The organism is Mucilaginibacter puniceus, from assembly GCF_054783175.1.
This window is the reverse complement of the sequence record NZ_BAAGRB010000002.1, coordinates 1,155,942-1,181,535: the sequence shown is the minus strand read 5'-3', so window position 1 is coordinate 1,181,535 and position 25,594 is coordinate 1,155,942. Positions and strand designations below refer to the sequence as shown.

The following is a 25,594-nucleotide window of genomic DNA, read 5'->3' as shown; positions in this document are numbered from 1 at the left end:
CGCCAGCGCAGTTTTGAGGTCATTATGGCAGGCAAAGGTACGGTTTTATAGGGAAAGGCAAAGATTAGTGATTAGTTAATTAAAGATTAGTAGATTAATTCTTTTCAGTTTCATCATCATCTAAGTCATCGTCATCAATATCATCCAGAAATTTATCCTCATCAAACATTAATTCTTCTAGTTTTTCTTGCTCGGGTGTGCTGGTATCGAAGCGTATGGCCCAATTATCAGGTATATCAAGTGTTTTATCAAAATTTCTTATCCACGTTACAAATTCTATCCTAAATTCTTCAACTTTTTCACGCATTAGATCAACATAATCTTCATCGTGCATTTCCATCATTGCAGATGCAGCAACAGCATTAAACATATCATGTACTGCAAATTTTATTAAAACCGCGTTTTGCATTTTTAAAGAGTACAAACCACTACCTTCTGCACCTGCAATTTTTACTTGTATAAGCATAGCATTTCCAACTATTTCCCCAGCAAAGTGTTCACTTTTGGTGTCATTTTTAAGAGTTTCTGCTATAACTTCGGCAATTTCCAATAGTTCTTCAGCTTTTTTAAAAACAGGTAGTTTGCGGTATTTATCTAATCTTGACATGTTGTAAAAATACTGTTTATAAATACTTTTATAAAAAGTCCCCAACGGGGAGAGATTATTCACTAATAATTCTTTTTTAATAGTGTTCATGAAGGCTTTGCCGTTTAGAGGGGGCTGACTATCTTTGCCGCATGAATATCCTGATCCTTGGTTCGGGCGGAAGGGAAAGTGCCTTCGCCTGGAAATTATCTCAAAGCCCCAAATGCCAGCAGTTGTTTATAGCACCCGGTAATGCGAGTACGGGTCAATATGGTACCAACCTAAATATTGGCGTAAATGATTTTGGCGGGATAAAGGATGCTGTTTTAGCTAATGGCATTAACATGGTGCTTGTTGGCCCCGAGGAACCGTTGGTACGTGGTGTACATGATTTTTTCCTGGCAGATGCGCAATTGAAGCATATCCCGGTTATTGGGCCACAGCAGGAGGGAGCCCAGTTAGAGGGTAGCAAGGATTTCTCTAAACAGTTTATGAACAGGCACAATATTCCTGCTGCCAAATCACAAACATTTACCCGCGATAATTTGCAGGAAGGGTTTGAATACCTGGCTACCATTGGTTTACCCATAGTATTAAAGGCCGATGGTTTGGCTGCCGGTAAAGGGGTGCTGATATGTACAACCGTACAGGAGGCCCAGCAGGAATTAATTGAAATGCTTACCGAAGCTAAGTTTGGCGATGCCAGCTCGAAAGTTGTAGTTGAGCAATTTTTACAGGGTATTGAACTTTCGGTTTTTGTGTTGACCGATGGCAACAATTATAAAATATTACCATCAGCAAAAGATTACAAACGCATAGGCGAGGGCGATACCGGGTTAAATACGGGTGGTATGGGTTCTGTTTCGCCGGTGCCGTTTGCTAATGCCGAGTTTTTGGATAAGGTGGAGCAACGTATTATCATCCCAACTATTGAGGGTTTAAAACAGGAAGGCATACCCTATAAAGGTTTTATTTTTATTGGATTGATGAACTGCGGTGGCGACCCTTACATGATAGAATACAACTGCCGCATGGGCGACCCTGAAACGGAGAGTGTACTGCCAAGGATCCAATCAGACTTTGTTGATCTGCTATTAGGCGTAGCCGAAGGCAATTTGAATGAGAAAGAGTTAATCTTATCTGATAAAGTAGCAGCTACTGTAGTAATGGTTGCAGGCGGATACCCGGGTGAATATTTAAAAAATAAAACGATTACCGGTATTGAAAATGTGCGCGATTCGCAGGTTTTTCATGCCGGTACATCATTGCATAATGGTGAGGTTATAACTACCGGTGGTAGAGTATTAGCAGTAACTTCTTTACAGGATAATATGTTCGACGCCTTGCAGCAAGCCACTGCCGATGCCAGCCGCATTTACTATGATGGTATGTATTTTAGGAAAGATATAGGCTTTGATCTGCTATAGTTTTTTATACCATCATAATAAAACTTTAAAATGTGCGTCTTTATGTAAATTTAGACGCATTTTTTTTGGGTAAAAACTTAATTGAGTGTTAAACCTTTTATAAGGTAATGGTCTAACAGTATATTGAAGGGAAAGCTATGAAAAAAATAATTTATTGGGGTATGATGGTTTTGATCATATCCGGCTTATCATCCTGCACAACCTATAATTATTATGAGGCAGGACTTAACAGAACCAATTTAAGTAATTACCGCACATTTGCATGGATGCCCTCGGGCGGAAGTGCTAATAATGCTAATAACAGCAATAATTTTATTGCCGATGCTAAAATAAAAGACGCGGCTACTGCCGCATTGGTTGAGAAAGGTTTGCGCTTACAACAAGACAATCCTGATCTCATCATCAGCTATTCAAGGCAGGTTGGCCGTGGTACCCGTCAGGTTTACGCCAGTAATTGGGGCTGGGGTGGTTATGGTTATCCCGGATGGGGTATGGGCTTTGGTTGGGGTGGCTTTGGCGGATGGGGCTTAGGCTATCGACCATATTACTATGCATATGGTGCCCCTTTTGCTTATGCCGATGTTAATTTAGGTAAAGAGCATTATAAGGAAGGAACTATTGTTATTGACCTGATAGACCGCCGTTCAAGGCAGGTAGTTTGGCGTGGTTTTGGTGTTGGCGAAGTACACCGCGACCCGCAAAAGGATATTGACGATTTGCCTAAAGTTGTGGATGGCGTTTTAAAACAACTAAGTTTAGCACCATCATCAGCACCACCGGCAGGTGGCAGCGGCGATAGAAGGATAAGGCCAACTAATTTACGATCATCATAATATTTGAAAAAAGGACCAACTAAAAAATAGCTGGTCCTTTTTTTATGCTTATAAAAATACTTAAATCGCTTTTTCTAATTGTTGTTTACGATAGAATTGAAAAGTGGTAAATATAAGTGCCGCCCCAACCAATAATATCACCCAGGTATCAAGCGGGCATTGATTTGTAGCAGCATCAACATCTACCCCAGGTAAACCGGGCCCATCTCCACAATCCTGTCCAAAGGCAGTAATGCTTATGCTTATTAAAAGAAAAGTGAATAATAAACTTAATGCCTTATTATGCTTCATGCCAAAAAATCTTAATCATTATAACTTTACAAATTTACTATTCCCAACGATAGTTTTAGTATTATTATTGTAAACCTTTATTAAATAAACTCCGGGAAAAAAATTACTGATATCGCTTTCCCATATATCTGGTTGCGATGTATTAACAGTTTTGATAGCAGTACCCCGGCTATCAGCTATAGTTACGGTATAGTCCGAATAGTTTTTAGCAGTACTGTTTTTATCTCTTCTCTCGGTTACTTTAAGCTTAATAACTGATGTCGCAGGGTTGGGGTATGTTTTTATCGAATTATTAGTAACAGCATTATATACAGAATAACTAATAGGAACAGTTCCTGAGTAAGCAATAGTTCCTGATATATCCACTTGTTTTAAGCGATACAAGTTTTCTGCAAAAAACAGCGGCGAATTATCAATAAAGCTATATGAGCCCGAACTATTAGATTTAAAACTACCCAAATCAGTATAAGTTAGCCCATCATCATTACTACGTTGTATAGTAAATTGAGTAGTATTGCCTTCATTTCCGGTTTTCCATGTTAAAGTTACCGCGCCACCGTTTCTTTGACCTTTAAAGTCTGTTAGATAATAGGCACTTCCCGGGTCGGTAGTAATAACAATGCTAAACCTTCTTTTAAAGGTAGTACTATCAGTTGCTATTGCATCAAAAGAATAAATAGGGGTGGTTTTAATATTTACCGAATCTTTTTTAAGCCAGTCCTTTATCCATATATCAAATTGAGGTGGCATATCATTAGTTTCCGGAACGCTAATTTGGTAGGTACCATTAACCGGTACAATAACGTTTAGGTTGATGTTTTCTTTATAAGCAGGCAACGGCATTTGATTAATAGCTAAAGCTTCCCGGTTATTAACCCTGGTTGAAATAGCAACTACATTATTCCCTCTTAAATAATCGGCATCTTCATCTACTGTATAGTCAGAACTTGTTCCCGGTTTAAAAAATATTAAAGCATCGTCCTTGTTATCAGCATCCTGGGTAAGTTTTACGCGTATGTATTTCAAATCGGTAGTTGGTGGGGCAGCTGCCAGCATAATATTAGCAGCCGCTACCTGTGTATTAACTTTATGCGATTCTAAAAAAGTTACGGATGGCGATGCTGCTGTAGTTTTAACATAAAACCCCTGTCCGCTTGGTATAATGTCGGCAACGCTACCCCCATTGGTATTAGTTCCCACACCTCCATTACCTCTAATGTAAGTACTAAATACTTTTAACGTTGGGTTATACACCCAAATAGTAGTACCAACATTAGTTGTTCCGGTCATCAAATCCCAGTCAATTGAACTGGCATATGGGTTACCTAAAAGATTAAAGCCGCGCACACTGGTTGGTGAGCCAGCCGTATATAATAAGCCGTTTGTACCCGTGGTCCAATGCTTAACAGTAATGCTGCCCTGGTTTAGATAACCGGTAGCTGTAAAAGTGGTAGGTTTTGCTATTGTTGAAGTATTGGTTGGATTTACAGTAGTGGCCCTGTCGCCCCTAAAAAATAATAATAACCCATTGCCGGCCGGAATGGTAAAAGTACCTGCGTCCCCATCCACATTAAAATTATAGGCTGTACCGTTATTTATTTTGTTAATAGCCCTGTTATTGCCCGAAATAAAACTTGTGTAATTAGGCGCCATATTTTCGCGGTATAAATACATGGTAGGTCCGGTACCTACAGCATCAAAACCGCCACCAGTACCTGTGGTACCTGTAGTGTACATTTGGCTATTTATGTAGGTTAAGTTTGGCCATACCAAATTGTTGCTTGCAGCTGATACAGGCGAAGATATTAACCTGTATCCGCGACTGTAAGACTGATCGCCTGATATATACCTTTCCACATTAACCGTTCCGGTTATACTACCCCCTGATGGTATAGCCGCTACAGTAGCCGAGCCATTAGCGTCCGACTCTAAAGTAAGCAATCCGCTTCCGGCTGCTAATGTAGTATTTGTGCCGGCAATGGTTAATACGCCGGTTGGCAACACATTAAATTTACCACTGGTTATGGTTTTTGTGCTGGTACTTGCACCCGTAAAAGTTACGTTATTAAAATCAACCCCATTACCACCGCCCAGTACTAAGCTTTGTGTGCCACCATTAAACTGAACGGTGGCTGCGGTAAAGTCCAGATAATTGCTGGCATCATTAGCCAGGGAATTGGTAAATGTACCAGCTACATTAAAGTTACCTGATGTGACAGTTTTTATACCCGACCCGCTAAAAGTTAAGTTATTAAAACTAACACCATTACCGCCACCCAACACTAAAGATTGGGCACCCGCCCTGTTAAACTGTACAGTCGATCCTGTAAGGGCAAGGTAATTACTCACATCATTAGCCAAACTATTGGTAAAATCGCCGGCTACATTTAAGGTACCTGATGACGCTGTTTTTATACCCGAGCCGCTAAAATCAACATTTTGGTAACTTATGCCGCTTGGCAAACCCGTAATAGCGGTATTTGTATAAATAGTTTGCGCGCCATTAGCCGTATAGCCAATAGTTGAGCCTGCAGAAAGCGATATAGTATTAGTACCGCTTCCTGATAACCCGGCTAAAGCGGTAGGATCAGTAAAATTTAAAGTACCCCCGGTCATGGCGAGGGTAGATGTGCTTGCCGCATTGGCACCATTGCTGGTTAACAGATCAGTTGCAGTAACGGTGCCGTCAGTAATGGTAAACGTGGCATTGTTAGCGAGGGAACTGGCATAAGTACTTGTAAGCGAAATATCTCCGCTTAGATTTAAATTGGTTACCGATGAGCTTAACTTTGAAGTGTATGTTGAGCCCAGGCCGGTAGTGTTAGCTATAACTTTTAAATTTCTGGCATTAATGGTGCCCGATCCTGAAGTTGTTCGGAGTAAGCCTACAAAAGCATTGTTTGTTACGGAGTTGGCATCGCTTTGATAGGTAATATCTTCGGTTACATTTAAAACACCACCGTCATTTACCGTAATAATTGGAGAGGTTGGGGATGAAGTATCAAACGTTCCCATTATTACTGACCATACATTTATAGTGGTGGTAATAAGGGGTAAATTGGCACTGTATGTAGTAGCCGAGCCACCAATACTTATCTGGTCAAATGTTCCCGGTACACCGGATGGTGTCCAGTTAGCTGATGTTGCCCATGCAGTGCTGCTTGAGCCATCCCAGGCTTTTAGTGCAAAAGTATTAAAGGTTAGTATAGTGGTACTGCCGCCTGTGGCATTATAAGCACTTATAGTGTAATCGGTAACGGCAGTAGATACAGTTGCGGTGCCCGTAACGGCCCCGGTAGTATTGCTCATGCTTAAACCAGTAGGTAACGCCTTGTTTCTGAAATACCTGCCGGTGGGCCTGTACATATTTACCACATTGCCGGTATAATTAGGGGCATAAATATTGCCTTTTCCATCACCAAAAAGGCCCCTGCAATTGCTTACGCTGGTTATGCTGGCTGCAGCCGAAATATTGCTGCCTGTACCAAGTGTGTAAATACCTATAGTGCCGGCTGTGTTGTTGGTTACGTAGGTGTAGCCATTAATATCATCAACAAACAAACCTTCGGGCGTTGTGCCTAAAGTTTGTATATGGCTTGCCCTTACTACCGAACCTGAAGTATTATATATAGTAACATTTGAACCGGCCCTGTTTAATATATATAAATTTACGCCACTATTATCAATGCCAACCGGGTCATTTAAATTACCACCGGTTACTAAAGTGCTTTGTACCAGTGCCGATGTTACCTTAACTATATAATCTGTTGTACCATAGCTGGTGATATACATATTATCTGATGCATCAATGCACATTCCTTTGGTGGTGCCACCCACCGTAAGTGTTGTGGTGGATACAAATGTACCGCCTGAATCATACTTGAGTAATGTAGCGTTAGCATTTAAAACCCACATATTACCCGATGAGTCGAAAGCTATTTTTGACGGGCCCGCCAGCGTGCCGCCGCTGGTATAATTATTAGATATTACTGCACCGGCTGACGTAAACTTTGAAATGGTATTGTTGTTAAAATTACATATATAGATATTACCTGCCGCATCAACAGCCCCGCGGTACGGGTTGTTAAATGAGCCGCCTGTTAAAGGTTGTGATGCTGTACTGCTATAACCTAAAGTTGTAACAACAGCCCCGCCAGAATTAGTTACATTAAGGGAAGGGTTGGGCGCTGTGTTTATTGCAATGGTGGTTCGTATGTTAGCCGGTGAATTGGCATAGCTAATATTAGGCTGTGCTAATAGCTTGCCGTAAATTAATGTAATTAATGCAACGGCAATTAATAGGGGTTTGATCAGTATCTTCAAAATAAGGATAATATAATACAAAAATATTAATTAATAATATTCACAACCAAAAAGTGTAGAAATATTGCCTCAATATTGGGGTGTTGTTAATTAATAAGCAATATTTTAACCATATTGGCTTATTACGTGTATAACAAACCAAAGGTTTTTATAATTAATACAATAGGGAGATGCGTAATTGTAGGTAAGAATACAACTTTAATGCCATTAAATTACTTATAAAAAGTTATAATTTAATAAACCGGGTACTTCCAACTAATTTTTTATTGTATCCATCAGTCACCTGGATATAGTATATACCCTGTAATAATTCGCTGATATCACCCTGCCAGCTTGATTGTGAAATAGATACACTTTTATATACCCTGCCCGCGTTACCAACAATAGTAATAGTGTACAAAGGGATTGTACTGGCGGTTGGTGAAATTTGCGGGATAATTACGTTAATTATTGAACTTGATGGATTGGGATATAGTTTTATAGGAGCATTGGCGGTATTATTACTGCCTAACGAAAAATTGATTGAGATACCTTTAGAATAGGTAATGTTTCCATTAACATCTTCCTGTTTTAAGCGATAAATATTCCTTGCGTTTAATACCGGCGATTGATCAATAAACGTATAATTGCCAACACCGGTAGAGGTTAAATTGCCAATGGGGAAATAAATTACGCCGTTATCAACACTCCTTTCAATAGTAAATTTAGTAACGGTTGACTCGTTTTCCGTTATCCAGTCTACCTGAACAGCATTTGATACTTTTATGGCTTTAAAGCTCAACAAATTGTAAACAGCACCGGGGTCTTGCCTGATAACCACACTAAACCTATGTTTAAAGGTGGTAGTATCGGTTGTAACAGCGTTAAAATTATAAGTTGTATTAGCCCTCAAATCTACCGAGTCTTGCATGTAGGCATCCATTAACCAGATGTCGTATAAAACAGGTATATTTTTAATTTCAGAAGCCGAAATTTGATACGATCCATTAGCTGGAACTATCACATTTATTGGAATATTTTGAGTTTGACCTTTTGCAGGCAATGGTAATTGGTTAATGGCCAATGCAAAATTATTAGCGGCCTGGGTTGAAATAACTACTTGGTTATTACCTCTTAAATATTCGGCATCCTCGTTTACCACAAAATCAGCCGATGTACTATCTTTAAAAAACAACAGGGCTTCATCTTTATTTAAATTGTCTTGCACCAATTGTAAACGCAGATATTGTGGATCTGCTGCTGGGGGTACAGGCGCGGCAGCCAGCAATAAACTGGCCGCAGGCACTTGAGTACTTACTTTATGAGCCTCGGTAAAGGTTAAAGCGGCTAAAGTACTGGTAGCCTTTACATAAAAACCTTGTCCGCTTGGTATAATATTAGCATCAGCACCATTAAAATTGGTACCTATACCACTGGTGCCCGCAATATAGGTGGCATAGGTTTTTAAAGTTGGGTTATATATCCAAACGGTATTAGTTATATCAGTTCCACCGTTAACAGCGTTATCCCAGTCAATTGAACTGGCATAAGGGTTACCCACCAGGTTAAAACCGCGTACACTAACCGGCGTACCTGCTGTATATGACAAGTTGGAGGAGCCGGGGGTAAACCAATTTTTTACGGTAATGTCGCCCTGGTTTAAATATCCGGTTTGTGTAAAGGTAGTAGTGGTAGCAATTGATGAAGTATTGGTTGGGCTGGTAGTAGTAGCCCTATCACCCCTAAAAAACAGCAATAAGCCATTACCTGCACGTATATTAAAAGTGCCGGCATCACCATCAATATTAAAATTGTAAGCCAAAGCATTATTTATTTTAGCCACGCCCCTGCTATTGCCCGAAATAAAACTTGAAAAATCAGGAGCCTTATTTTCGCGATATAAATACATATTTGGATTACCTACCGCATCAAAACCATTGGTTGCGCCACCGGTGCCGGTTGTATAAGTTTTATTATGGATGAAAGTTAAATTGGGCCATATTAAATTACTGCTTGATACTGATACAGGAGATGACAATAACCGGTAACCCCGGCTATATGACTGCCCGCCTGATATATAGCGTTCAACATTAACATTGCCGGTAACGCTTGATCCTGACGGAATAGCAGGTACAGTTGCCGAGCCATTTGCATCTGATTTTAAAGTTAAGAAGCCACCTGCGGCCAGCGTGCTGCTGCCACTAAAGTTTAAAGTACCGGTACTGGCTATATTGATCATGCCCGAGGTTATGGTCTTGGTACCGCCTCCGCTAAACGTTGTATTATACAGCGTTGTTCCATTACCCCCGCCGCCGGCTAAAGTTTGCGTAGTGCCGGTAAATAATACAGGTACTGCAGATACATCTACATAATTGCTCGCATCGTTGGCAAGGGTATTGGTAAAGTTGCCCGCCACATTTAAATTACCTAACAACGCGGTTTTTATACCGGTACCACCAAAGGCAATATTTTGATAACTTATGCCCGATGAAGACAAACCATCAATTGCATTATCTGTATATATAAACTGGTCATTGCTGCCCGTATAGCCTAAGGTTGAGTTTGTATTTAGTGTTAATGTGTTTACACCTGATGATGAAAGGCTTGATAAAGCTTCAGTACCGGTGAAATTTAAAGTAGCCCCGTTATCTATTGTTACTGTTGATGTACTTTCAACATTAGCGTCGTTGGTTGTAGTTATACCACCGGCTGTTATTGTCCCGCCCGTAATATTTAAAGCCGCTTTAGCTATTTTTGAACTTGAAAAATATTTTGACGTTAATGATATGCTACCACTTAAATTAAGATTAGCTACAGATGAGGCCATCGTTTCTGTATATATAACACCAGTTATACTTTTGTTGGCAATAACGTTAAGGTTAGTGGCATTTATGGTACCTGTACCCGTTAAAGTAGCCACACGGCCAAGGTTTGATTCAGCATCACTTTGATCGGTTATATCACCAGACACATTTAAAACACCTGTTCCGTCCACAGTTATAACCGCCGCCGATCCGCCCCTGTTACCTAAAACTATAGAGCCTACATCAATTGTAGTACCGTTAGGTATGATAGGAAGGTTAGTAAAATCAGTTGTAATTACACCAATTTGTGCCCTATCTGTACTCCCAGGTACATTGCTTCCCGCCCAGTTGCTGCCTATTGACCAATCATTAGAGGTTTGGCCACGCCAATTAAAAACATTCCCCACACTAATATTAATTGTGGTTGATGACCCTCCCAAATTGTTAAAACCAAATACCGTATAATCTTTTGCTGTTGATGTTGTAGTGGGTGTGCCCGTTATCTCGCCGGTTGTGCTGTTAAAGCTTAAACCGGTTGGTAATGCCGCGTCAATAAAATAGCCTGTACCAATAATTTTTCTGATACGGTTATTGTTATAGTCTGCTAAAAACAGATTTCCGGTTAATGGGTCTACAGCCAATCCACGGCCGTCAATTGATGCCGCCGTACCAACACCGTCTGTAGCGCCCGCCGACCCTGTGCCTATAATAGTATTTACTGCCGCAGCAGGAGTTATCATTCTTATTTTAAAATTTCCGCTATCATCAACATAAAAGTTACCTGATGCGTCAATAGTAATACTTCTTGGGCCATTAAACCTTGCTGCAGTACCTGTTCCGTCTGTCGAGCCCGATGTTGAACCTGTAGTGCCGGCAAATGTAGTTACCACACCTGCCAATGTTATTTTTTTAATGTTATGGCTGCCTGTGTTTGCCACATATAAAACGCCTGCTGCATCGGCCACAATACCTGACGGACCATTTAATCCCGATGAAACTAATGTTGTTACCACGCCGGCTGTACTTACCTTCCTGATGCGATTGGTATTATAATCACTCACATACAAATAGCCATCGGCCTTATTATATATTATGCCCGTTGGGCCATTAAACCTGGCCGCGGTACCTGTACCGTTTGTAGTATTAGCGCTACCTGCCGTACCTGCTAAAGCAGTAACCGTACCACCGCTAATGGTTACCCGCATAATACGGTGATCGCCAAAATTAGCTACATATAAGTAAGTTCCGGTAGCATCTATAGTTACATCTGCGGGCGATGATAAACCTGTAGCAAGTGTAGTGACCACACCTGCCTGTGTAATTTTACGAATGGAGTTATTGGTAGCATCTGCCACATACATATTTCCTGCAGCATCAAATGTTATGCCCTGTGGTTTATTAAACCTTGCTGCGCTGCCTGTACCGTTTGTAGTACCGGTTGCACTTGATGTACTGCCTGCAAAGTGCGAAACTGTAGCGTATGTAGTTGCGGGTACAGGGCCGCCATTATTTACAGGCGCAACTGTACCCACATTTACATTTACTGCAAATGCCTGCGGTGTATCATAACTAATATCCGGTGGTATTAGGGTTACTGTAATATTAACTACAGTCGATGAACTACCTGCGGTATTCCGTGCTGTAATGGTATAATTAGTTGCGGGCCATTCAACAGTAGGGGTGCCGCTAATAATACCTGTCGCGCTATCAAAACTTAAGCCGTCAGGTAATGTAGTTGGTGTTATGGTATAGCCGGTAATTATAATTTGCCTTATTTTGTTGTTATTATAATCTGCTAAAAAAATATTTCCTGTTGATGCGACAGCTAGCCCACGCCCATCGATAGACGCAGCTGTACCTATACCGTCTGCGGAGCCTGATGACCCTGTACCCACAACAGTAGTTACGTCTGCCGTAGATGTTATTTTACGTATGGTAAAGTTGCCACTGTCATCAACGTATAAATTTCCGGCGGCATCAATGGCAATACCCCTTGGGCCATTAAATCTTGCGGTAGTACCGTTGGCATCAGTTGAACCTGGTGTTGAACTTGAACCACCTGCAAATGTGCTTGCTGCTACAGGGCTAAGGGTTACTTTTCTTATATTATTGTTAAGTGTGTTAGCCACATATAAATTGCCTGTCGCATCTGCCACTATTCCACTGGGGCCATTCATGCCGGATGTAGTAAAAGTAGTTACTACGGCACCCATAGTTACTTTTCTTACCCGGTCGCTATTATAATCACATACGTATAAATTTCCGTCTACATTATTATAAACGATGCCTGATGGCCCATTAAACTTTGCTGATGTACCTGTATTATTTGTTGTACCGGCAGAACCGCTACCTGCAAATATGGTAACTGTACCATCACTAACCTTCACTTTTCTAATACGGTGATCACCAAAACAAGCTACATATAAATAAGTATCGGTAGCATCAATGGTTACGTCTGCAGCACCGGTCAACCCGGTAGCTAAGGTGGTTACCACACCGGCAGGGGTTATTTTACGTATAGCGTTATTTGTTGCATCGGCAACATACATATTGCCCGCAGCGTCAAAAGTCATGCCCTGTGGTTTGTTAAATTTTGCAGCAGTACCGGTTGCATTGGTTGAACCTGCAGTACCACTCCCCGCAAAGGTTGAAACCTCGTAATCAACACTACCAGACATTGCACCGCCTGTGTTTACAGGCGCTAAACTACTACCTATATTTACACCTGTATAAAAAGTTTGCGGTGTAGTGTAACTAATATCGGGTGCCTGTGCAAATAAATTGCCGCCAACTAATAAAATTGCTATAGCTGTAAATACGCAATATCTAAAGGGTCTCTTCACTATAAAATATATAATTCAAAAATACAATTAATAACTATTACAGCACAAAAGCGTGTAAAAATTACCTCAGTTAAAGGGTGTTATTAATTAATATTCAACAAATTAGCTTTGTGATATATTAGTTGATAAGCTATCACATAATTTGAAGGAAATATTATAGGAAGATGTTAATGCGCAACCCGTATATATATCTTAGAGCATTAGATGCACTAAGATACTAAATAAGTGAAAAAATTATTTATAATTTAATAAACCTGGTTTTGCCTATTACTTTTTTGTTTGATTCATTAATAACCTGCACATAATAAGTGCCCGGCGATAATTTACTAATATCGCCTTGCCAGCTGTTTTGCGAAATAGATACTTTATTAAGCGTTGTGCCCGAACTTCCTGTAATAGTAATGGTGTATTGTGGCGTTACATCAGGGTCTACCTTGTCAATAGTTATATTAATGGTAGTGCTTGATGGATTTGGGTATAAGCTTATAAGTGCTTCTGTAACATTGCTTCCGCTTAAAAAATTAATTGGTATAGCTGTAGAGTAGGTTATTGTACCCCTAAAATCTTCCTGTCTTAAGCGGTAAAAGCTTTTACTATTTAAAACAGGTGTATTATCAATAAACTCATAATTACTTTGGCTGTTAGATCGTAAAGTACCTATGGTGGTATAATTAATCCCATCAGTACTTCGCTCAACAGTAAAGAAAGTATTGTTTGATTCGTTAGCAGCTACCCAGGCAACCTTAACCGATGTTACCTGTTTCACGGCAGAAAAATCTAACAGCTGATAGGCGTATTTGCCATCTATCCTAATTACCACACTAAACCGGTTTTTAAAGGTGGTGGTGTCATTTAAAACTGCATTAAAACTATAGGTAGGATTAGTACTTTTAATGTTTAGCGAATCCTTACGGAAAGCGTCTAATAACCAAACTTCATATAACTGTGGTATGTTTTGAACTTCGGGCACTTCCAATTTGTAGCTGCCATCAGCCGGAACGGTAACGTTTAAAGGAACAATTTGGCTTTTAACCGGGAAAGGGAGCTGGTTAATAGCCAGGGCAGCCTTATCAGCTGATTGTGTAGAGAGATTAGTTTGACTAACGCCCGATAAATATTCCGCATCTTCATTTGCTGAAAAATTTACAGAGGCAGTATCATTAAATAATATTACTGATTCATCTTGATTTAAACTGTCTTTAAATATTTTCAAACGCATATATTTCAAATCAGTCGGGGCAGCAGTTGCTAATAATAAACCACTTTGCGGTGTTTGTGTATTTACTTTATGCGCTTCGGTAAAAGTTAAAGCCGCATTGGTAGCTGTAGCCCTAACATAAAAACCTTGTCCGCTTGGAATAATATTACCCGGACTGCCATTTAAATTAGTACCTACCCCATTTTTAATATAAGTGGCATAAACTTTTAGTTTGGGATTATATATCCAAATAGTATTACTTATGGAAGTGCCGGTGATAGCATTCCAGTTGATGGCGCTGGCATACGGGTTACCAACCAGGTTAAAACCTCGTACGCTGGTAGGTGTTGCTGTTGTGTATGACAAATTGATTGAACCTGGCGTAAACCAATTACGTACTACAACATTCCCCTGGTTTAAATAACCGGTTTGGGTAAAGGTTGTTGGCTGGGCAATGGTTGAAGTATTAGTTGGGTCGGTAGTTGTGGTCCTGTCGCCCCTAAAAAATAGCAGCAGGCCATTACCGGCACGAATGTTAAAACCGGTACCATCGCCATCAACATTAAAATTGTATGCAGGCGTGTTATTTATCTTAGCTATACCACGGCTATTACCCGAGATAAAGGTTGAAAAATCGGGTGCTTTATTTTCCCGATATAAATACATATTTGGATTACCCACTGCATCAAAGCCGTTGGTAGCACCACCCGTCCCAGTGGTATAGGTTTTGGCGTGTATAAAGGTTAAATTAGGCCATATCAAGTTATTACTTGCTACAGATACCGGCGATGATAATAAGCGATAGCCTCTGCTCCAGGATTGGCCGCCGGTTATGTAACGCTCAACATTATAATTACCTGTAATGGTACCTGTAACGGGGCCAATCGTGGCAGATCCGTTGCCATCAGATTGTAAAGTAAATGTACCTGTATTAGCAACTGTTGCATTACCGGTAACATTTAATATAGATGTGGAAGCCATAGTAAAAGTGCCGCCGTTATTCAGTGTACCTGCACCGTTAACGTTTAATATTGCATTATCGTTAACGTTTGAAATAGCTGTCGCCGCTAAGGTCACTGCTCCGGGACCAGCAATGGTGCCATTAGCATCTGAAAGAACGTTTAAAGCATTATTTAGAGTTAAAGTAAAGCCTGAATTTACTGTTAACGCAGGCGACGCTACCACAGTCCCAAATGTTATCCCACCTATGGTTGTATTTGCAGCTATTACAGGAGCATTAGTGTAGGCCCTGCCGCCAATACGTACTACAGTTGTACTAATAGGCACGGTGCCATTACTATTATTTAATGTTTTAAAATTATTAGCGTCGGTAAAGCTGCTGCTGTTGCCGCCAACCCAATCTAAAGTAGTAGCTATATTAAATGCCTGCCCTGTAACATTATAAGTATTATAGGCAGTTGAATAAGGCGTGGGCGTAAACGCCAATTGTCCCTGCCCGCTTTGGAAACCAAAGGTATATGCTGCGTTTGGGGGCCCGGTATTAACCGTATAGTCGGCAACAAGCCAGTAATAATAGGTGGTACCCGGTGTAAGGGTTTCATTTACGGTACACACTACATATCCGCCCCCACCAATACTAACCGCCGAGCCACTATATAAAGGTGATCCGCCCGGAAATACATTGGTAGTTGAGCGGTAAAGGCGGCCATTTGAAAAATATTGGTTCTCCTGTCCCGAGGTTTTTATATTAAATTGTGTAAAGGTTTGTGTAGACCCAAAGCCTTCTACCCCAAACCCGAATAATACAATATTGGTTTGCCCAAATGCTAAAATACCCTGGGTAATACCGTTAGATACATTATTGGCACCTGTTACAAAAATAGTAGGAGCGGGTAAATTAAACGTATTACCTGATATAGCAAAGGTATTGTATGATGAAGCAAAGGGGGCACTTTGAACAATAGCGTCCTCTGCCTGCCCGCTTATAAAATTAAACGCGATGGTAGCTGACGCGGCCCCGCCAACATTATCAGCCACTAAAAAATAATACCGCGTTTGATTGGCTGTAAATGTATTTTGCGCGGTTAAGGTGACAGTAGCATAGCTGCCATTAAATACTACCGTACCCGCAAGGGTTTCGGCACCGGCGGTGTAAGAATTATTGGTGCTATAATACAATTTACCATTACCAAAATAATCTTCGGCGTTAGCATTACTACTATTGATATTAATTTCACTAATAGTGATAGCGTTAGTTGATTGTATACCGAAGCCAAATAAGGCTACATCAGTTTGATTGGCTGTAATGGTACTACCCGAAACGCCTGTTTGCTGTGAAGTAACTGTTAAGCGCGATGCGTTTAAACTATAAGTATTGCCCAGTACATTAAAATCATTATAATCCTGATTAGGGGTGGTACGTTGTAGAGCAGGTGTTGATTGCCCGTCGGTAAAATTAAACTGTATATTATCAGCATCAGGGAAACTGCTTTTTAACGTAATTACAACAAAATAATACCTGGTGCTACCACTATTTATGGTTTGGTCGCTGAAAGTAAAATTAATGTATTGTGTACCAATGGTATTTGTTGTTGCTATTTGGGTTTCGGCACCTGCTGTGTATGAGTTATTAGTGCTTCGGTATAAAGTAGCACTGGCTATGTAGGACGAAAGTACAGTAGAATTACTATTTATATTAAACTTGTTAAAAGTTCGGTTTACGCCGTTTGTCTGTACGCTAAAACCAAAAACAGCTACACCTGTTTGCCCTGGAATTAGTGTTGAACTGGTAAGTTCAAGTCCGGTTGTTAAATTATTTAAAACAATTGGCGGTGGTGTTCCGGCAGCAACCTGGTAATAATTTTCATAGCCATTATTGTTATTGTTATAGTTGGTGCCACCGCTGCTAATTATTCCAACCGGCGATTGCCCATACTGTACAGCGGGTTGAAATTGGGTATTTGTTGTTGAAATACAATCAACTACCAGGTAATAGTATCTTGTTTCGCCCGCGGCAATACTTTCGTTCATGCTGCTAATGGTTACCAGGCCGGCACTAAAAGTTACCGTGCCTACCGCGGTACCCGGATTGCCCGCGTTATAGCCCGATGTGGATGTACTATACAGCCTGCCGTTATTAAAGATGGTCGAAAGATCTACATTATTTGCGGCATTTTTTATATTAACTGTTCCAATGGTTTCGGGTGCACCGGTTACTGTTAGGCTAAATCCGTATACAGCTACATTATTACTGGAATAACCGGTTATGGTACCCGAATAAAGGTTGGTAGTTTGCGAATTAAAAGTTACGGTTTGCGCAAATGAGTTTTCACTGCCCAGTAAACCGCCTAATAATAAAGTAATGGAAAATATTAATTGTAAAAGATATTTCAAGGTAATATGTGTTTAATTAAAAAATTAATACGCTATAAATATAATCAATCTATATACGTAACAGGCAGTTATATAGTTGTTGCATAAAATTAGGTTAAAATTACTCTTTGTGTAGAAATAATTGCCCATACTTTAGCACTATACTAATTATAGCATACCTAATACAACACAACAAAATGCCGTTTGTTATATGCTTATATAGCAAAAAGCGAGCCGTTATCAAAAAGTATACTTAATACCTAAACCCGGTGCAATATCCATAAAAGGGCCTGTTGCCAATTCAATACGCGGATTCAAATCTAAACTAACGGCGATGGGGGCGTTGGGTATTTTATATTCAAGGCCGATAACGCCATCGGCACCCAGCAATATTTGGTTTTTAGTGTACACCTGGGTATCTCCATTAAATCTGCGGTATGTGCCGCTGCCAACGCCGCCAATATGCGCGCCAAAGCCATAATAAAATTTCAAGGCAGGTACATTAAATGCTTCCTGGTGTATTTCATATAAGCCGGTTAATACCACCCCATGGTTATTGCGGAAACCAATAATTGCTTCAAGAGCAGTATTTTCCTGGAAGAAGTATTTGCCTGATATACCGTTTTCATAGCCTCCAAATTTTAGCCCCACGGCAATTTGATAGGAGTTTGTTGTATTAATTGATGGGTGTGTTTGTGCAGTTGTTGTTTTAGATGCAAAGATAAAAGCAACAAAAATGGTTAGGTATGTAAAGTTTTTCATGCTATTAATAACGGTTTTTTTGGGGTTTTTGTCTGCAACTATGAAAATAAATACAGCAGTAATACAACACGTTTGTTTATGCTATCAAAAGTATGAGATAAATCATATTTGTGTAATCAATAAGTGTTTATTACGTTTGATGCTATGCGCGGCCATGTAAAACACCAGGAAACTATAGATTATTTTTTAAAAATTGTATGGCAAACTATCGCTAACCGTTATAATCAATTGGTTACCGAGTTTGGCATAACCCAATCCATAGGCTATCTGCTCATCAACATTGATGAGCAGGAGGGTACAACAGTTTCGCAGGCGGCAGCATTGCTTGGCTTAAAATCAACCAGCCTGTCGCGTATGCTTAGCCAATTAGAAAAAACAGGCTTAATATACCGGGAACTGAACCAGGGTGATAAAAGATCGGTAAAAATTTATTTAACACCCCTGGGTAAAGAAAAGCGGCAAATGGCCCGGGCCGTGGTGAAGGAGTTTAACAACTATCTGAACGATCATATTAAAGAAGCGGACAAGGAATATCTGATCAACCTGCTTAAAAAGATAAACCAGTTAACGGTTAATTTTAAACCCAATAATTAATTGTTGGGTTATTTCTCATTAGTATATAGCTTATTAAATGTTAAAATATGTTAACCTGCTGTTTTTGACATATAAAAGAATAAATTTGCCTTTTGGAAACAAATGAGCAGGGCACTATACATATTGTTATTTTGTTGTTGTATAATATCCGCTTGTAAAAAGGATACGACTACCGGTGTAGAAGCTGAAAGGGCCCAGGCTATTATTGATGATAAAATAATAAGCGATTATTTGGCAGCAAACCCTGGTTTAAATGCACAGCGTATTGATACTACCGGGGTGTATTATATTGTAATACAGCCAGGCAGCGGAACGGCCCTGTTTACAAATTCAACGCAGGTAACAGTTGGGTATAAAGGCCGACTGTTAACAACGGGGCAGGTATTTATAAGTACGGATAATATTCATCCATCATTTGTATTAAGTACGGTGATAAAGGGTTGGCGATTAGGTATACCTCAAATAAAAAAAGGTGGTATAGTACGTTTATTAATACCATCACGTTATGCTTACGGCCCTTATCCGCAACCTGAAGTTGGCAAATCTTACGGTTTAACCGATGGGTTGCCCGGAAGTGCAGTGTTAGATTTTGATATAGAGTTATTCGATATAATAAATTAAAAAAAGAAATACTAAGGCCGAAAGCCTTAATAAGATGGTGCCATAGCACAAACAAACAATTAAAAATGAAACAAACAATTTTTTCTCTTTTATTACTTTCTACAATTGGCTTAATGTCTTGCCGTAAAACGCAGGTTGATATAGACATTAAACAATATGATCAGCAACAAATTGAAAACTATATAAGTACAAATGGACTAACCGGTATGCAGCGCGATCTTTCGGGCGGCGATACCACAGGCATTTATTATAAAACTATTTTGCCCGGCAATGGTGTAGGCTATGAGTACACAGATAGTATATCATTAGTTTATACCATAAGATCATTTGACGGATTGTACAATTCTGTTGATACCATTTTAAACCATTACAGTAGTTATGTAGGGCACATAACAAAAACAGGATTGCCTTTAGGATTGCAGTTAATGGTGAAAAATGTTTTAAAAAAGGGCGGTAGTATGCGCCTGTTAATTCCTTCGCGCCTGGCTTATGGAGTAAAAGGAGCCGGATCAGGCAGTAGCAGTACGGTTAATAATAGAATAGCGGGTAACCAATGTTTAGATTATTATATACATGCCATTAATGATCAAAACACTTATGACGATGATGTAATAGCTAAATATATAACCGCTAATAATCTTACGGGTTACCAAAAAGTGCCGTCGGGTTTATATTATAAAATAAATAAAGCAGGTACAGGAACCACCCCCATAACAGATAATACTATTGTAAACATTAACTATGTAGGATCGTTATTGAACGGAACTGTGTTTGACTCGTATACAACTGCTGATAATGCTACAGGTGTTTCATTTGAAATTCCGGATATGATTGCAGGTGTGCAGCAAGGCGCAAAAAATTATTGCACTACGGGTTCAAACGTTTCATTTATTATGCCTTCGCGGCTTGGATACGCCACAGCCGATAAAGGCACTATAGTTCCGAATAGCTGTATACGTTTTGATATGGTGATAGTTAGTACAACCCCATAAACTATTTACTCAACGCGGTTTTAAATACTTTCAGGCATCGTTCACGCGCTAATGCATGATCAACAATGGGTTTTGGATATTTGCTGAAGTCGGCATATTCCGGGACCCATTTTTTGATGTATTTAAATTCGGGATCAAACTTTTTAAGTTGGGCGTCAGGACTAAAAATGCGAAAGTAGGGAGCCGCATCCGTCCCCGAACCTGCCGCCCATTGCCAGCCACCTACATTGCTGGCCATCTCATAATCCAACAATTTTTGCGCAAAATAATGTTCGCCCCAGCGCCAGTCTATCAATAAGTGTTTTGAAAGAAAACTTGCGGTTAACATACGCACCCGGTTGTGCATAAAGCCGGTTGCATTTAACTCGCGCATGCCTGCATCAACTAATGGATAACCGGTATTGCCCTCGCACCAGGCTTTAAATTGCTGTTCATCATTTATCCATTGTATTCGGTCATACTCGGGTTTAAAAGCATGGTTCATAGTTGCGGGGAAATGATATAATATCATCATATAAAATTCGCGCCAAATAAGCTCGCTCAGCCATGTTTTGTCTTGGGCATTATTGGCGTCAGTAGCCAATTGCCTTATGCTAACCGTGCCAAAGCGTAAATGTATGCCAATATGTGATGTGCCTTTTTTAGCCGGATAATTGCGTTTATCGGCATAGTCATCAATTACACTTTTATAGCTTTTAGGTGGTATGTCCAAATTGCTCTTTTCAAAACCCATCTCCTTTAAAGTAGGGATTGGCAACTGCTGGATTTGATATAAGTTTTTTAAATATTTTTTGGTTGGGTAGGACTTTAAATAAAAGGGATCAAGCTTTTCAAGCCACTTACGTTTATATGGGGTAAAAACTGTATAGCATTTGCCATCATCTTTGGTTACTTCATCTTTTTCAAATATTACCTGGTCCTTATAAGTTTTAAAGCTGATGTTGTGCCGGTTTAACAATCCGCCTATTTTGTTATCGCGCAGTTTGGCATAAGGCTCATAATCATGGTTAGTATAAACCGTTTTTATGTTATAATTTTTAATTATGCCTTTCCAGCCATTAACGGCCTCATCATATACCACCAACACACTGCTTCCGTTTTGCTGCAACTCGCTCCTCAATGCTTCAATAGTTTGATAAATGAAAGTAACACGGGCATCGTGCTTATCTTCCAACTCATCTAAAATTGCACGGTCAAAAATAAATATACATAATACAGGATAGTTGCTTTTTAAAGCATGATATAGCCCTGCATTGTCATCCAATCGCAAATCGCGCCTAAACCAGAAAATATTTATGGGCTCTTTCATTTATTCTAATATCCAAAAAAGGTCAAAGTATTTAGTAATTGAAAATAACATACGTAAATAAATGTGTTTTGGTGCAACGTTTACTAACTTTCTGCGTCATATAACTTGAAAGCTGAAAAATTTGGACGCCGTATTTATCGACAAGCATTACAACCTGGTTGTTGAATGTAAGCAAGGCAGCAAAAAAGCCTGCTATGAATTGTATCGATTGTATTCTAAAGCGATGTTAAACGTTGCCTTTCGCATCGTGGGCAATATCGCCGATGCGGAAGATGTATTACAGGAGTCGTTTTTGGATGCTTTTAATAAAATAAAAGATTTTAGACAAGAGACTACGTTTGGCCTTTGGCTAAAGCAAATTGTGGTACACCGGTCTGTTAATTTATTAAGGAAAAGAAAAGTTGAGTGGATAGAATTAGGCGAAAATGAATTGGATGGCATAGCCGACGAGGTAGTAGATAATGACGATGACATACAATACCAGGTAGCTGTAGTAAAACAAGCTATGAATAAATTACCCGAAGGTTACCGGGTGGTATTATCATTATACTTGTTAGAAGGGTATGATCATGAAGAAATAGGCCAGATACTAAACATTGCTGAGAATACATCACGAACACAATTTTTACGCGCTAAACGAAAGTTGCAAGCGCTTTTAAATAATAATAATAAATGAATATGCGATTAGAAGAGTTTGTAAAAGCAAACCGGGAAGAATTTAATGACATAGTGCCATCACCCGATTTATGGAGCCGGATTGAAAGGGAATTACCCCTACAGTTTGAGCATCAAAAAAAAAATGAAAGATCATTTTCATTAGGCTTTGTGCTGCGTGTTGCTGCAACGGTAATTGTGATAATGGGCGTTAGCTTTGCTATATATTTGCGCGGTAATAGTAAAAAGGAAGTTAATTATGCCAGTATTAACCCTGTTTACGCCCAACAGCAAACGCGTTATGTAGCATTAATTGCCGATAAACGCACCGAATTAAAAACTATATCAAAATCAGACCCCGAGTTATATAAAGAATTTGCTGCCGAAACTGCTAAAATGGATTCGGTTTACAAAAAGTTAAGGAGCGATTTAGTAACCAGCCCTAATCCTGAATTAGTATTACGTGCCATGATCAGGAATTTAGAGATACAAACCGAAGTACTTAATCAGCAATTAAATGTAATTGAGCAATACAATCAAATTAAGAAGCAAAATGAGAGCAAAAATATATAATCTTAGCCTGGCAATATTGTTATTTATTGCGCCAGGCATTAGTCTTGCAAAAAGCATCGATACAAAATATGTGGCCTCTGCTATACTGGACCCGACCGACGTTAAATTGGTAAAGTCTGAATGTGGTAATTATTTATTGCTTGATGCTAAAAATAAACATTTGCATTTAAGCAGTAAGGATATTGATATGCTGGGTATTGATCCGGTTGCGCCTGATAATTCAGCATGTTACCTAAGTTCATCGGCAAGTAAGCAAAACATGCCGTTGCAGGATGATAATGATGCTGATAAACAAGTTAAAACCTACAGTAAAAGTTACGCGATAGACGCGGGTACCCGATTAGATATTGATAACCGTTATGGTAAAGTTACCGTAAACACCTGGAGTAAAAATGAGTTTAAAGTAGATGTACAAATACAGGTTACTGCAAATAAAGCCGATGATACCCGGAAGTTTATAGACAGGATATCAATAAACGACAGCAGGCAGGGCCAAACCGTATTTTTTAAAACCAATATTGATAAAGAAAGTCAGCCTGGTTTATTTGGCAGCAAAAACTCATCCCGCAAAATTGAGATCAATTATGTGATATATATGCCTGCACAAAACGCTTTAAACATCACTAACAAATATGGCAATGTTGAGTTGCCCGAGCTAAACGGTAAACTGGTAATTAATTGTGCTTATGGGAATTTGCAGGCCAAGTCTTTATCCAACCCCGCCAACCAGATAAAAGTAAGTTATGGCGATGCGCGTATAGGTAGTTTGAAGGCAACCGATCTGGATATATCGTATGGTAGCCTGGTACTGGGATCTGTTGATAAATTAAATGCCGATGTAAAATATAGTTCTGCAAAAATTGGCACTATTTCTACTTCGGGCATTATTAATGTAAAGTATGGATCGGGTATCCAAATAAGCAATCTGGACGAAAATATGCGAAACTTAATGGTTGACGCGAAGTACTCAAATATAAAACTTGGCCTAAGTAATGAAGATGCCGATTTTGATGTGACCGTACATTACGGAAGTTTTAATTATGGAAACCACCTGGTTAATATATTAAAAACCGAAAATGAAGAAAAAAAAGGCTTTAATCCTACCAAAACCTTTAAAGGACACGTAGGCAAAGGTAATATTGCAAGAGTGATCAATATTAATTCGAGTTATTCAAGCGTTAAATTTGAATAGTTAGTGAAGCAGGAATCAAGAACCAGGAGTCAAGAATAGAAGTGAGGTCTTGACTCTTAACTCCTGATTCTTATCTCTAATAAACCCTGCACAACAACCCCTTCAAATACTCGCCTTCCGGGAAAGATGAACGTACCGGATGGTCTTCGGGCTGGCAAAACTGATAAATAAATTGCACTTGCTTACCGGCATCTAACGCGGCCCAGGCCAAAACCTGTTTAAAAGTTTCCATATCCATGGCACCCGAGCAGGAATAGGTAGCTAATAAACCGCCGTCATTTAATAACAGCATGGCTAAACGATTAAGGTCCTTATAAGCACGTGATGCCCTGTCTAACGCAGATCGTGATGGTGCGTATTTAGGTGGGTCTAATATGATGACATCAAATTTTTCTCCATCTTCCTTAAATACCCTTAACTGTTTATTTACGTCTGATTGAATGGCCTTGTGCTTGTTAGCATCCAGTTTATTCAATAAAATATTCTCTTTTAAAGTTTCAATAGCCAATGCCGAGCTATCAACACTGGTAACAGAAGATGCGCCATTGTGCAAACTGTTTAGTGTAAAACCACCGGTGTAGCTAAAGCAATCCAACACTTTTTTGCCTTTGCTATAAGATGCAACAATGCGGCGGTTATCGCGCTGATCGCAGTAGAAGCCTGATTTTTGGCCCTCGGCGATGTTTACATTATATATAATGCCATTCTCCAATACCTCAACAGCATCAGGTGGGGCCTGTCCTGTTAATGAAATATTTGAGGTCTCTAATCCCTCATGCTGGCGCGACGCGGCATCGCTTTTATCAAAAATACTTATTGGGTTAAGTAATTGTTTTAACTCGTCAATAATAACAGCTATTACATTTTGAATGCCTGATGTAAGCACCTGTACCGCTAAATGATCGGCATATTTATCCACTATCAATCCCGGCAGGTAATCAGCTTCGCTAAAAATTAAACGGCAGGTATTGGTTTGGCCGCTGCTTAAAATATCGTTGCGACTACCCACTGCCACCCTCACTTTATTACGGAACCAATCATCATCAATAGTAACCGCTTCGTCCCACTCCAATAAACGTAAAGCAACTCTTGATTGATCATTAAAAAAGCCGTAAGCCATAAAATCGCCTTTGGCGTTTAACAGGCGCACAATATCACCATTGGCTGCTTTGCCTTTAATAGGGTCAATAGCACCCGAAAACACCCAGGGGTGGCGATGCAAAACTGCTTTTTCTTTTCCCTTTTTTAATATAACATCAATCATGGCGCAAAGGTATCAA

Annotated in this window: 16 protein-coding genes; 8 read left to right on the top strand and 8 right to left on the bottom strand. The window is 39.7% G+C overall.

Annotated elements, in window-relative coordinates:
• Window positions 1-94: 94 nt before the first annotated feature.
• Window positions 95-697, bottom strand: a complete 603-nt coding sequence (locus ACYVJ6_RS12295) for a hypothetical protein (RefSeq protein WP_460694361.1) — start codon at window positions 695-697, stop codon at window positions 95-97.
• A gap of 41 nt (window positions 698-738) precedes the next feature.
• On the opposite strand from ACYVJ6_RS12295, the gene purD reads away from it, so the two are divergent.
• Both purD and ACYVJ6_RS12285 read left to right on the top strand, forming a co-directional pair.
• Entirely contained in the window at window positions 739-2,013 is a 1,275-nt protein-coding gene (purD, locus tag ACYVJ6_RS12290; RefSeq protein WP_460694360.1) for a phosphoribosylamine--glycine ligase, read from the top strand.
• A gap of 137 nt (window positions 2,014-2,150) precedes the next feature.
• Window positions 2,151-2,846 carry a DUF4136 domain-containing protein gene (locus ACYVJ6_RS12285; protein ID WP_460694359.1) on the top strand — a complete coding sequence of 232 codons (696 nt, stop codon included), beginning with the start codon at window positions 2,151-2,153 and terminating at the stop codon, window positions 2,844-2,846.
• Window positions 2,847-2,906: 60 nt separating this feature from the next.
• Here the strand turns inward: ACYVJ6_RS12285 and ACYVJ6_RS12280 are convergent, their stop codons facing one another.
• From ACYVJ6_RS12280 to ACYVJ6_RS12260, 5 genes are all read right to left on the bottom strand, one after another.
• Window positions 2,907-3,137 carry a hypothetical protein gene (locus ACYVJ6_RS12280; protein ID WP_460694358.1) on the bottom strand — a complete coding sequence of 77 codons (231 nt, stop codon included), beginning with the start codon at window positions 3,135-3,137 and terminating at the stop codon, window positions 2,907-2,909.
• Between the two features lie 18 nt (window positions 3,138-3,155).
• Complete coding sequence (locus tag ACYVJ6_RS12275) at window positions 3,156-7,460, bottom strand: beta strand repeat-containing protein (protein ID WP_460694357.1); 4,305 nt, start codon at window positions 7,458-7,460, stop codon at window positions 3,156-3,158.
• Window positions 7,461-7,686: 226 nt separating this feature from the next.
• Complete coding sequence (locus tag ACYVJ6_RS12270) at window positions 7,687-13,086, bottom strand: NHL domain-containing protein (RefSeq protein WP_460694356.1); 5,400 nt, start codon at window positions 13,084-13,086, stop codon at window positions 7,687-7,689.
• Window positions 13,087-13,324: 238 nt separating this feature from the next.
• Complete coding sequence (locus ACYVJ6_RS12265) at window positions 13,325-17,638, bottom strand: T9SS type A sorting domain-containing protein (RefSeq protein ID WP_460694355.1); 4,314 nt, start codon at window positions 17,636-17,638, stop codon at window positions 13,325-13,327.
• Window positions 17,639-17,857: 219 nt separating this feature from the next.
• Window positions 17,858-18,379 (bottom strand): hypothetical protein, encoded by a 522-nt coding sequence (locus ACYVJ6_RS12260; RefSeq protein WP_460694354.1) that lies wholly within the window; start codon window positions 18,377-18,379, stop codon window positions 17,858-17,860.
• A 144-nt stretch (window positions 18,380-18,523) separates the two neighbouring features.
• Here ACYVJ6_RS12260 and ACYVJ6_RS12255 point away from each other — a divergent pair, with 144 nt between their 5' ends.
• From ACYVJ6_RS12255 to ACYVJ6_RS12245, 3 genes are all read left to right on the top strand, one after another.
• Window positions 18,524-18,973, top strand: a complete 450-nt coding sequence (locus tag ACYVJ6_RS12255; protein ID WP_460694631.1) for a MarR family winged helix-turn-helix transcriptional regulator — start codon at window positions 18,524-18,526, stop codon at window positions 18,971-18,973.
• A 102-nt stretch (window positions 18,974-19,075) separates the two neighbouring features.
• A complete protein-coding gene (locus ACYVJ6_RS12250; protein ID WP_460694353.1) occupies window positions 19,076-19,594 on the top strand; it encodes an FKBP-type peptidyl-prolyl cis-trans isomerase in 519 nt (172 codons plus the stop codon).
• A 65-nt stretch (window positions 19,595-19,659) separates the two neighbouring features.
• Entirely contained in the window at window positions 19,660-20,586 is a 927-nt protein-coding gene (locus ACYVJ6_RS12245) for an FKBP-type peptidyl-prolyl cis-trans isomerase (RefSeq protein ID WP_460694352.1), read from the top strand.
• A 1-nt stretch (window position 20,587) separates the two neighbouring features.
• On the opposite strand, the gene ACYVJ6_RS12240 is transcribed toward ACYVJ6_RS12245, so the two are convergent.
• Window positions 20,588-21,895: a cryptochrome/photolyase family protein gene (locus ACYVJ6_RS12240; RefSeq protein ID WP_460694351.1), complete on the bottom strand. Its 1,308-nt coding sequence runs from the start codon at window positions 21,893-21,895 to the stop codon at window positions 20,588-20,590.
• A 121-nt stretch (window positions 21,896-22,016) separates the two neighbouring features.
• Here ACYVJ6_RS12240 and ACYVJ6_RS12235 point away from each other — a divergent pair, with 121 nt between their 5' ends.
• From ACYVJ6_RS12235 to ACYVJ6_RS12225, 3 genes are read left to right on the top strand one after another with little or no spacing between them, the layout of a single operon-like run.
• Entirely contained in the window at window positions 22,017-22,571 is a 555-nt protein-coding gene (locus ACYVJ6_RS12235) for an RNA polymerase sigma factor (RefSeq protein ID WP_460694350.1), read from the top strand.
• The gene (locus ACYVJ6_RS12230; RefSeq protein ID WP_460694349.1) at window positions 22,568-23,122 is read left to right on the top strand and encodes a hypothetical protein; all 555 of its coding nucleotides are present in this window, start codon (window positions 22,568-22,570) and stop codon (window positions 23,120-23,122) included. The genes ACYVJ6_RS12235 and ACYVJ6_RS12230 overlap by 4 nt, the downstream gene beginning before the upstream one ends.
• Window positions 23,103-24,314 carry a hypothetical protein gene (locus tag ACYVJ6_RS12225; protein ID WP_460694348.1) on the top strand — a complete coding sequence of 404 codons (1,212 nt, stop codon included), beginning with the start codon at window positions 23,103-23,105 and terminating at the stop codon, window positions 24,312-24,314. The genes ACYVJ6_RS12230 and ACYVJ6_RS12225 overlap by 20 nt, the downstream gene beginning before the upstream one ends.
• Window positions 24,315-24,390: 76 nt before the next feature.
• On the opposite strand, the gene ACYVJ6_RS12220 is transcribed toward ACYVJ6_RS12225, so the two are convergent.
• Window positions 24,391-25,578 carry a class I SAM-dependent rRNA methyltransferase gene (locus ACYVJ6_RS12220; protein WP_460694347.1) on the bottom strand — a complete coding sequence of 396 codons (1,188 nt, stop codon included), beginning with the start codon at window positions 25,576-25,578 and terminating at the stop codon, window positions 24,391-24,393.
• Window positions 25,579-25,594 lie beyond the last annotated feature (16 nt).

What these genes read in the sequence shown, in the direction of transcription:
- ACYVJ6_RS12260 (WP_460694354.1), bottom strand. Translation starts at nt 18,379, where the DNA reads ATGAAAAACTTTACATACCTAACCATTTTTGTTGCTTTTATCTTTGCA.
- ACYVJ6_RS12255 (WP_460694631.1), top strand. Translation starts at nt 18,524, where the DNA reads ATGCGCGGCCATGTAAAACACCAGGAAACTATAGATTATTTTTTAAAA.
- ACYVJ6_RS12225 (WP_460694348.1), top strand. Translation starts at nt 23,103, where the DNA reads ATGAGAGCAAAAATATATAATCTTAGCCTGGCAATATTGTTATTTATT.
- ACYVJ6_RS12250 (WP_460694353.1), top strand. Translation starts at nt 19,076, where the DNA reads ATGAGCAGGGCACTATACATATTGTTATTTTGTTGTTGTATAATATCC.
- ACYVJ6_RS12295 (WP_460694361.1), bottom strand. Translation starts at nt 697, where the DNA reads ATGAACACTATTAAAAAAGAATTATTAGTGAATAATCTCTCCCCGTTG.
- ACYVJ6_RS12230 (WP_460694349.1), top strand. Translation starts at nt 22,568, where the DNA reads ATGAATATGCGATTAGAAGAGTTTGTAAAAGCAAACCGGGAAGAATTT.
- purD (WP_460694360.1), top strand. Translation starts at nt 739, where the DNA reads ATGAATATCCTGATCCTTGGTTCGGGCGGAAGGGAAAGTGCCTTCGCC.
- ACYVJ6_RS12285 (WP_460694359.1), top strand. Translation starts at nt 2,151, where the DNA reads ATGAAAAAAATAATTTATTGGGGTATGATGGTTTTGATCATATCCGGC.
- ACYVJ6_RS12240 (WP_460694351.1), bottom strand. Translation starts at nt 21,895, where the DNA reads ATGAAAGAGCCCATAAATATTTTCTGGTTTAGGCGCGATTTGCGATTG.
- ACYVJ6_RS12220 (WP_460694347.1), bottom strand. Translation starts at nt 25,578, where the DNA reads ATGATTGATGTTATATTAAAAAAGGGAAAAGAAAAAGCAGTTTTGCAT.
- ACYVJ6_RS12280 (WP_460694358.1), bottom strand. Translation starts at nt 3,137, where the DNA reads ATGAAGCATAATAAGGCATTAAGTTTATTATTCACTTTTCTTTTAATA.
- ACYVJ6_RS12245 (WP_460694352.1), top strand. Translation starts at nt 19,660, where the DNA reads ATGAAACAAACAATTTTTTCTCTTTTATTACTTTCTACAATTGGCTTA.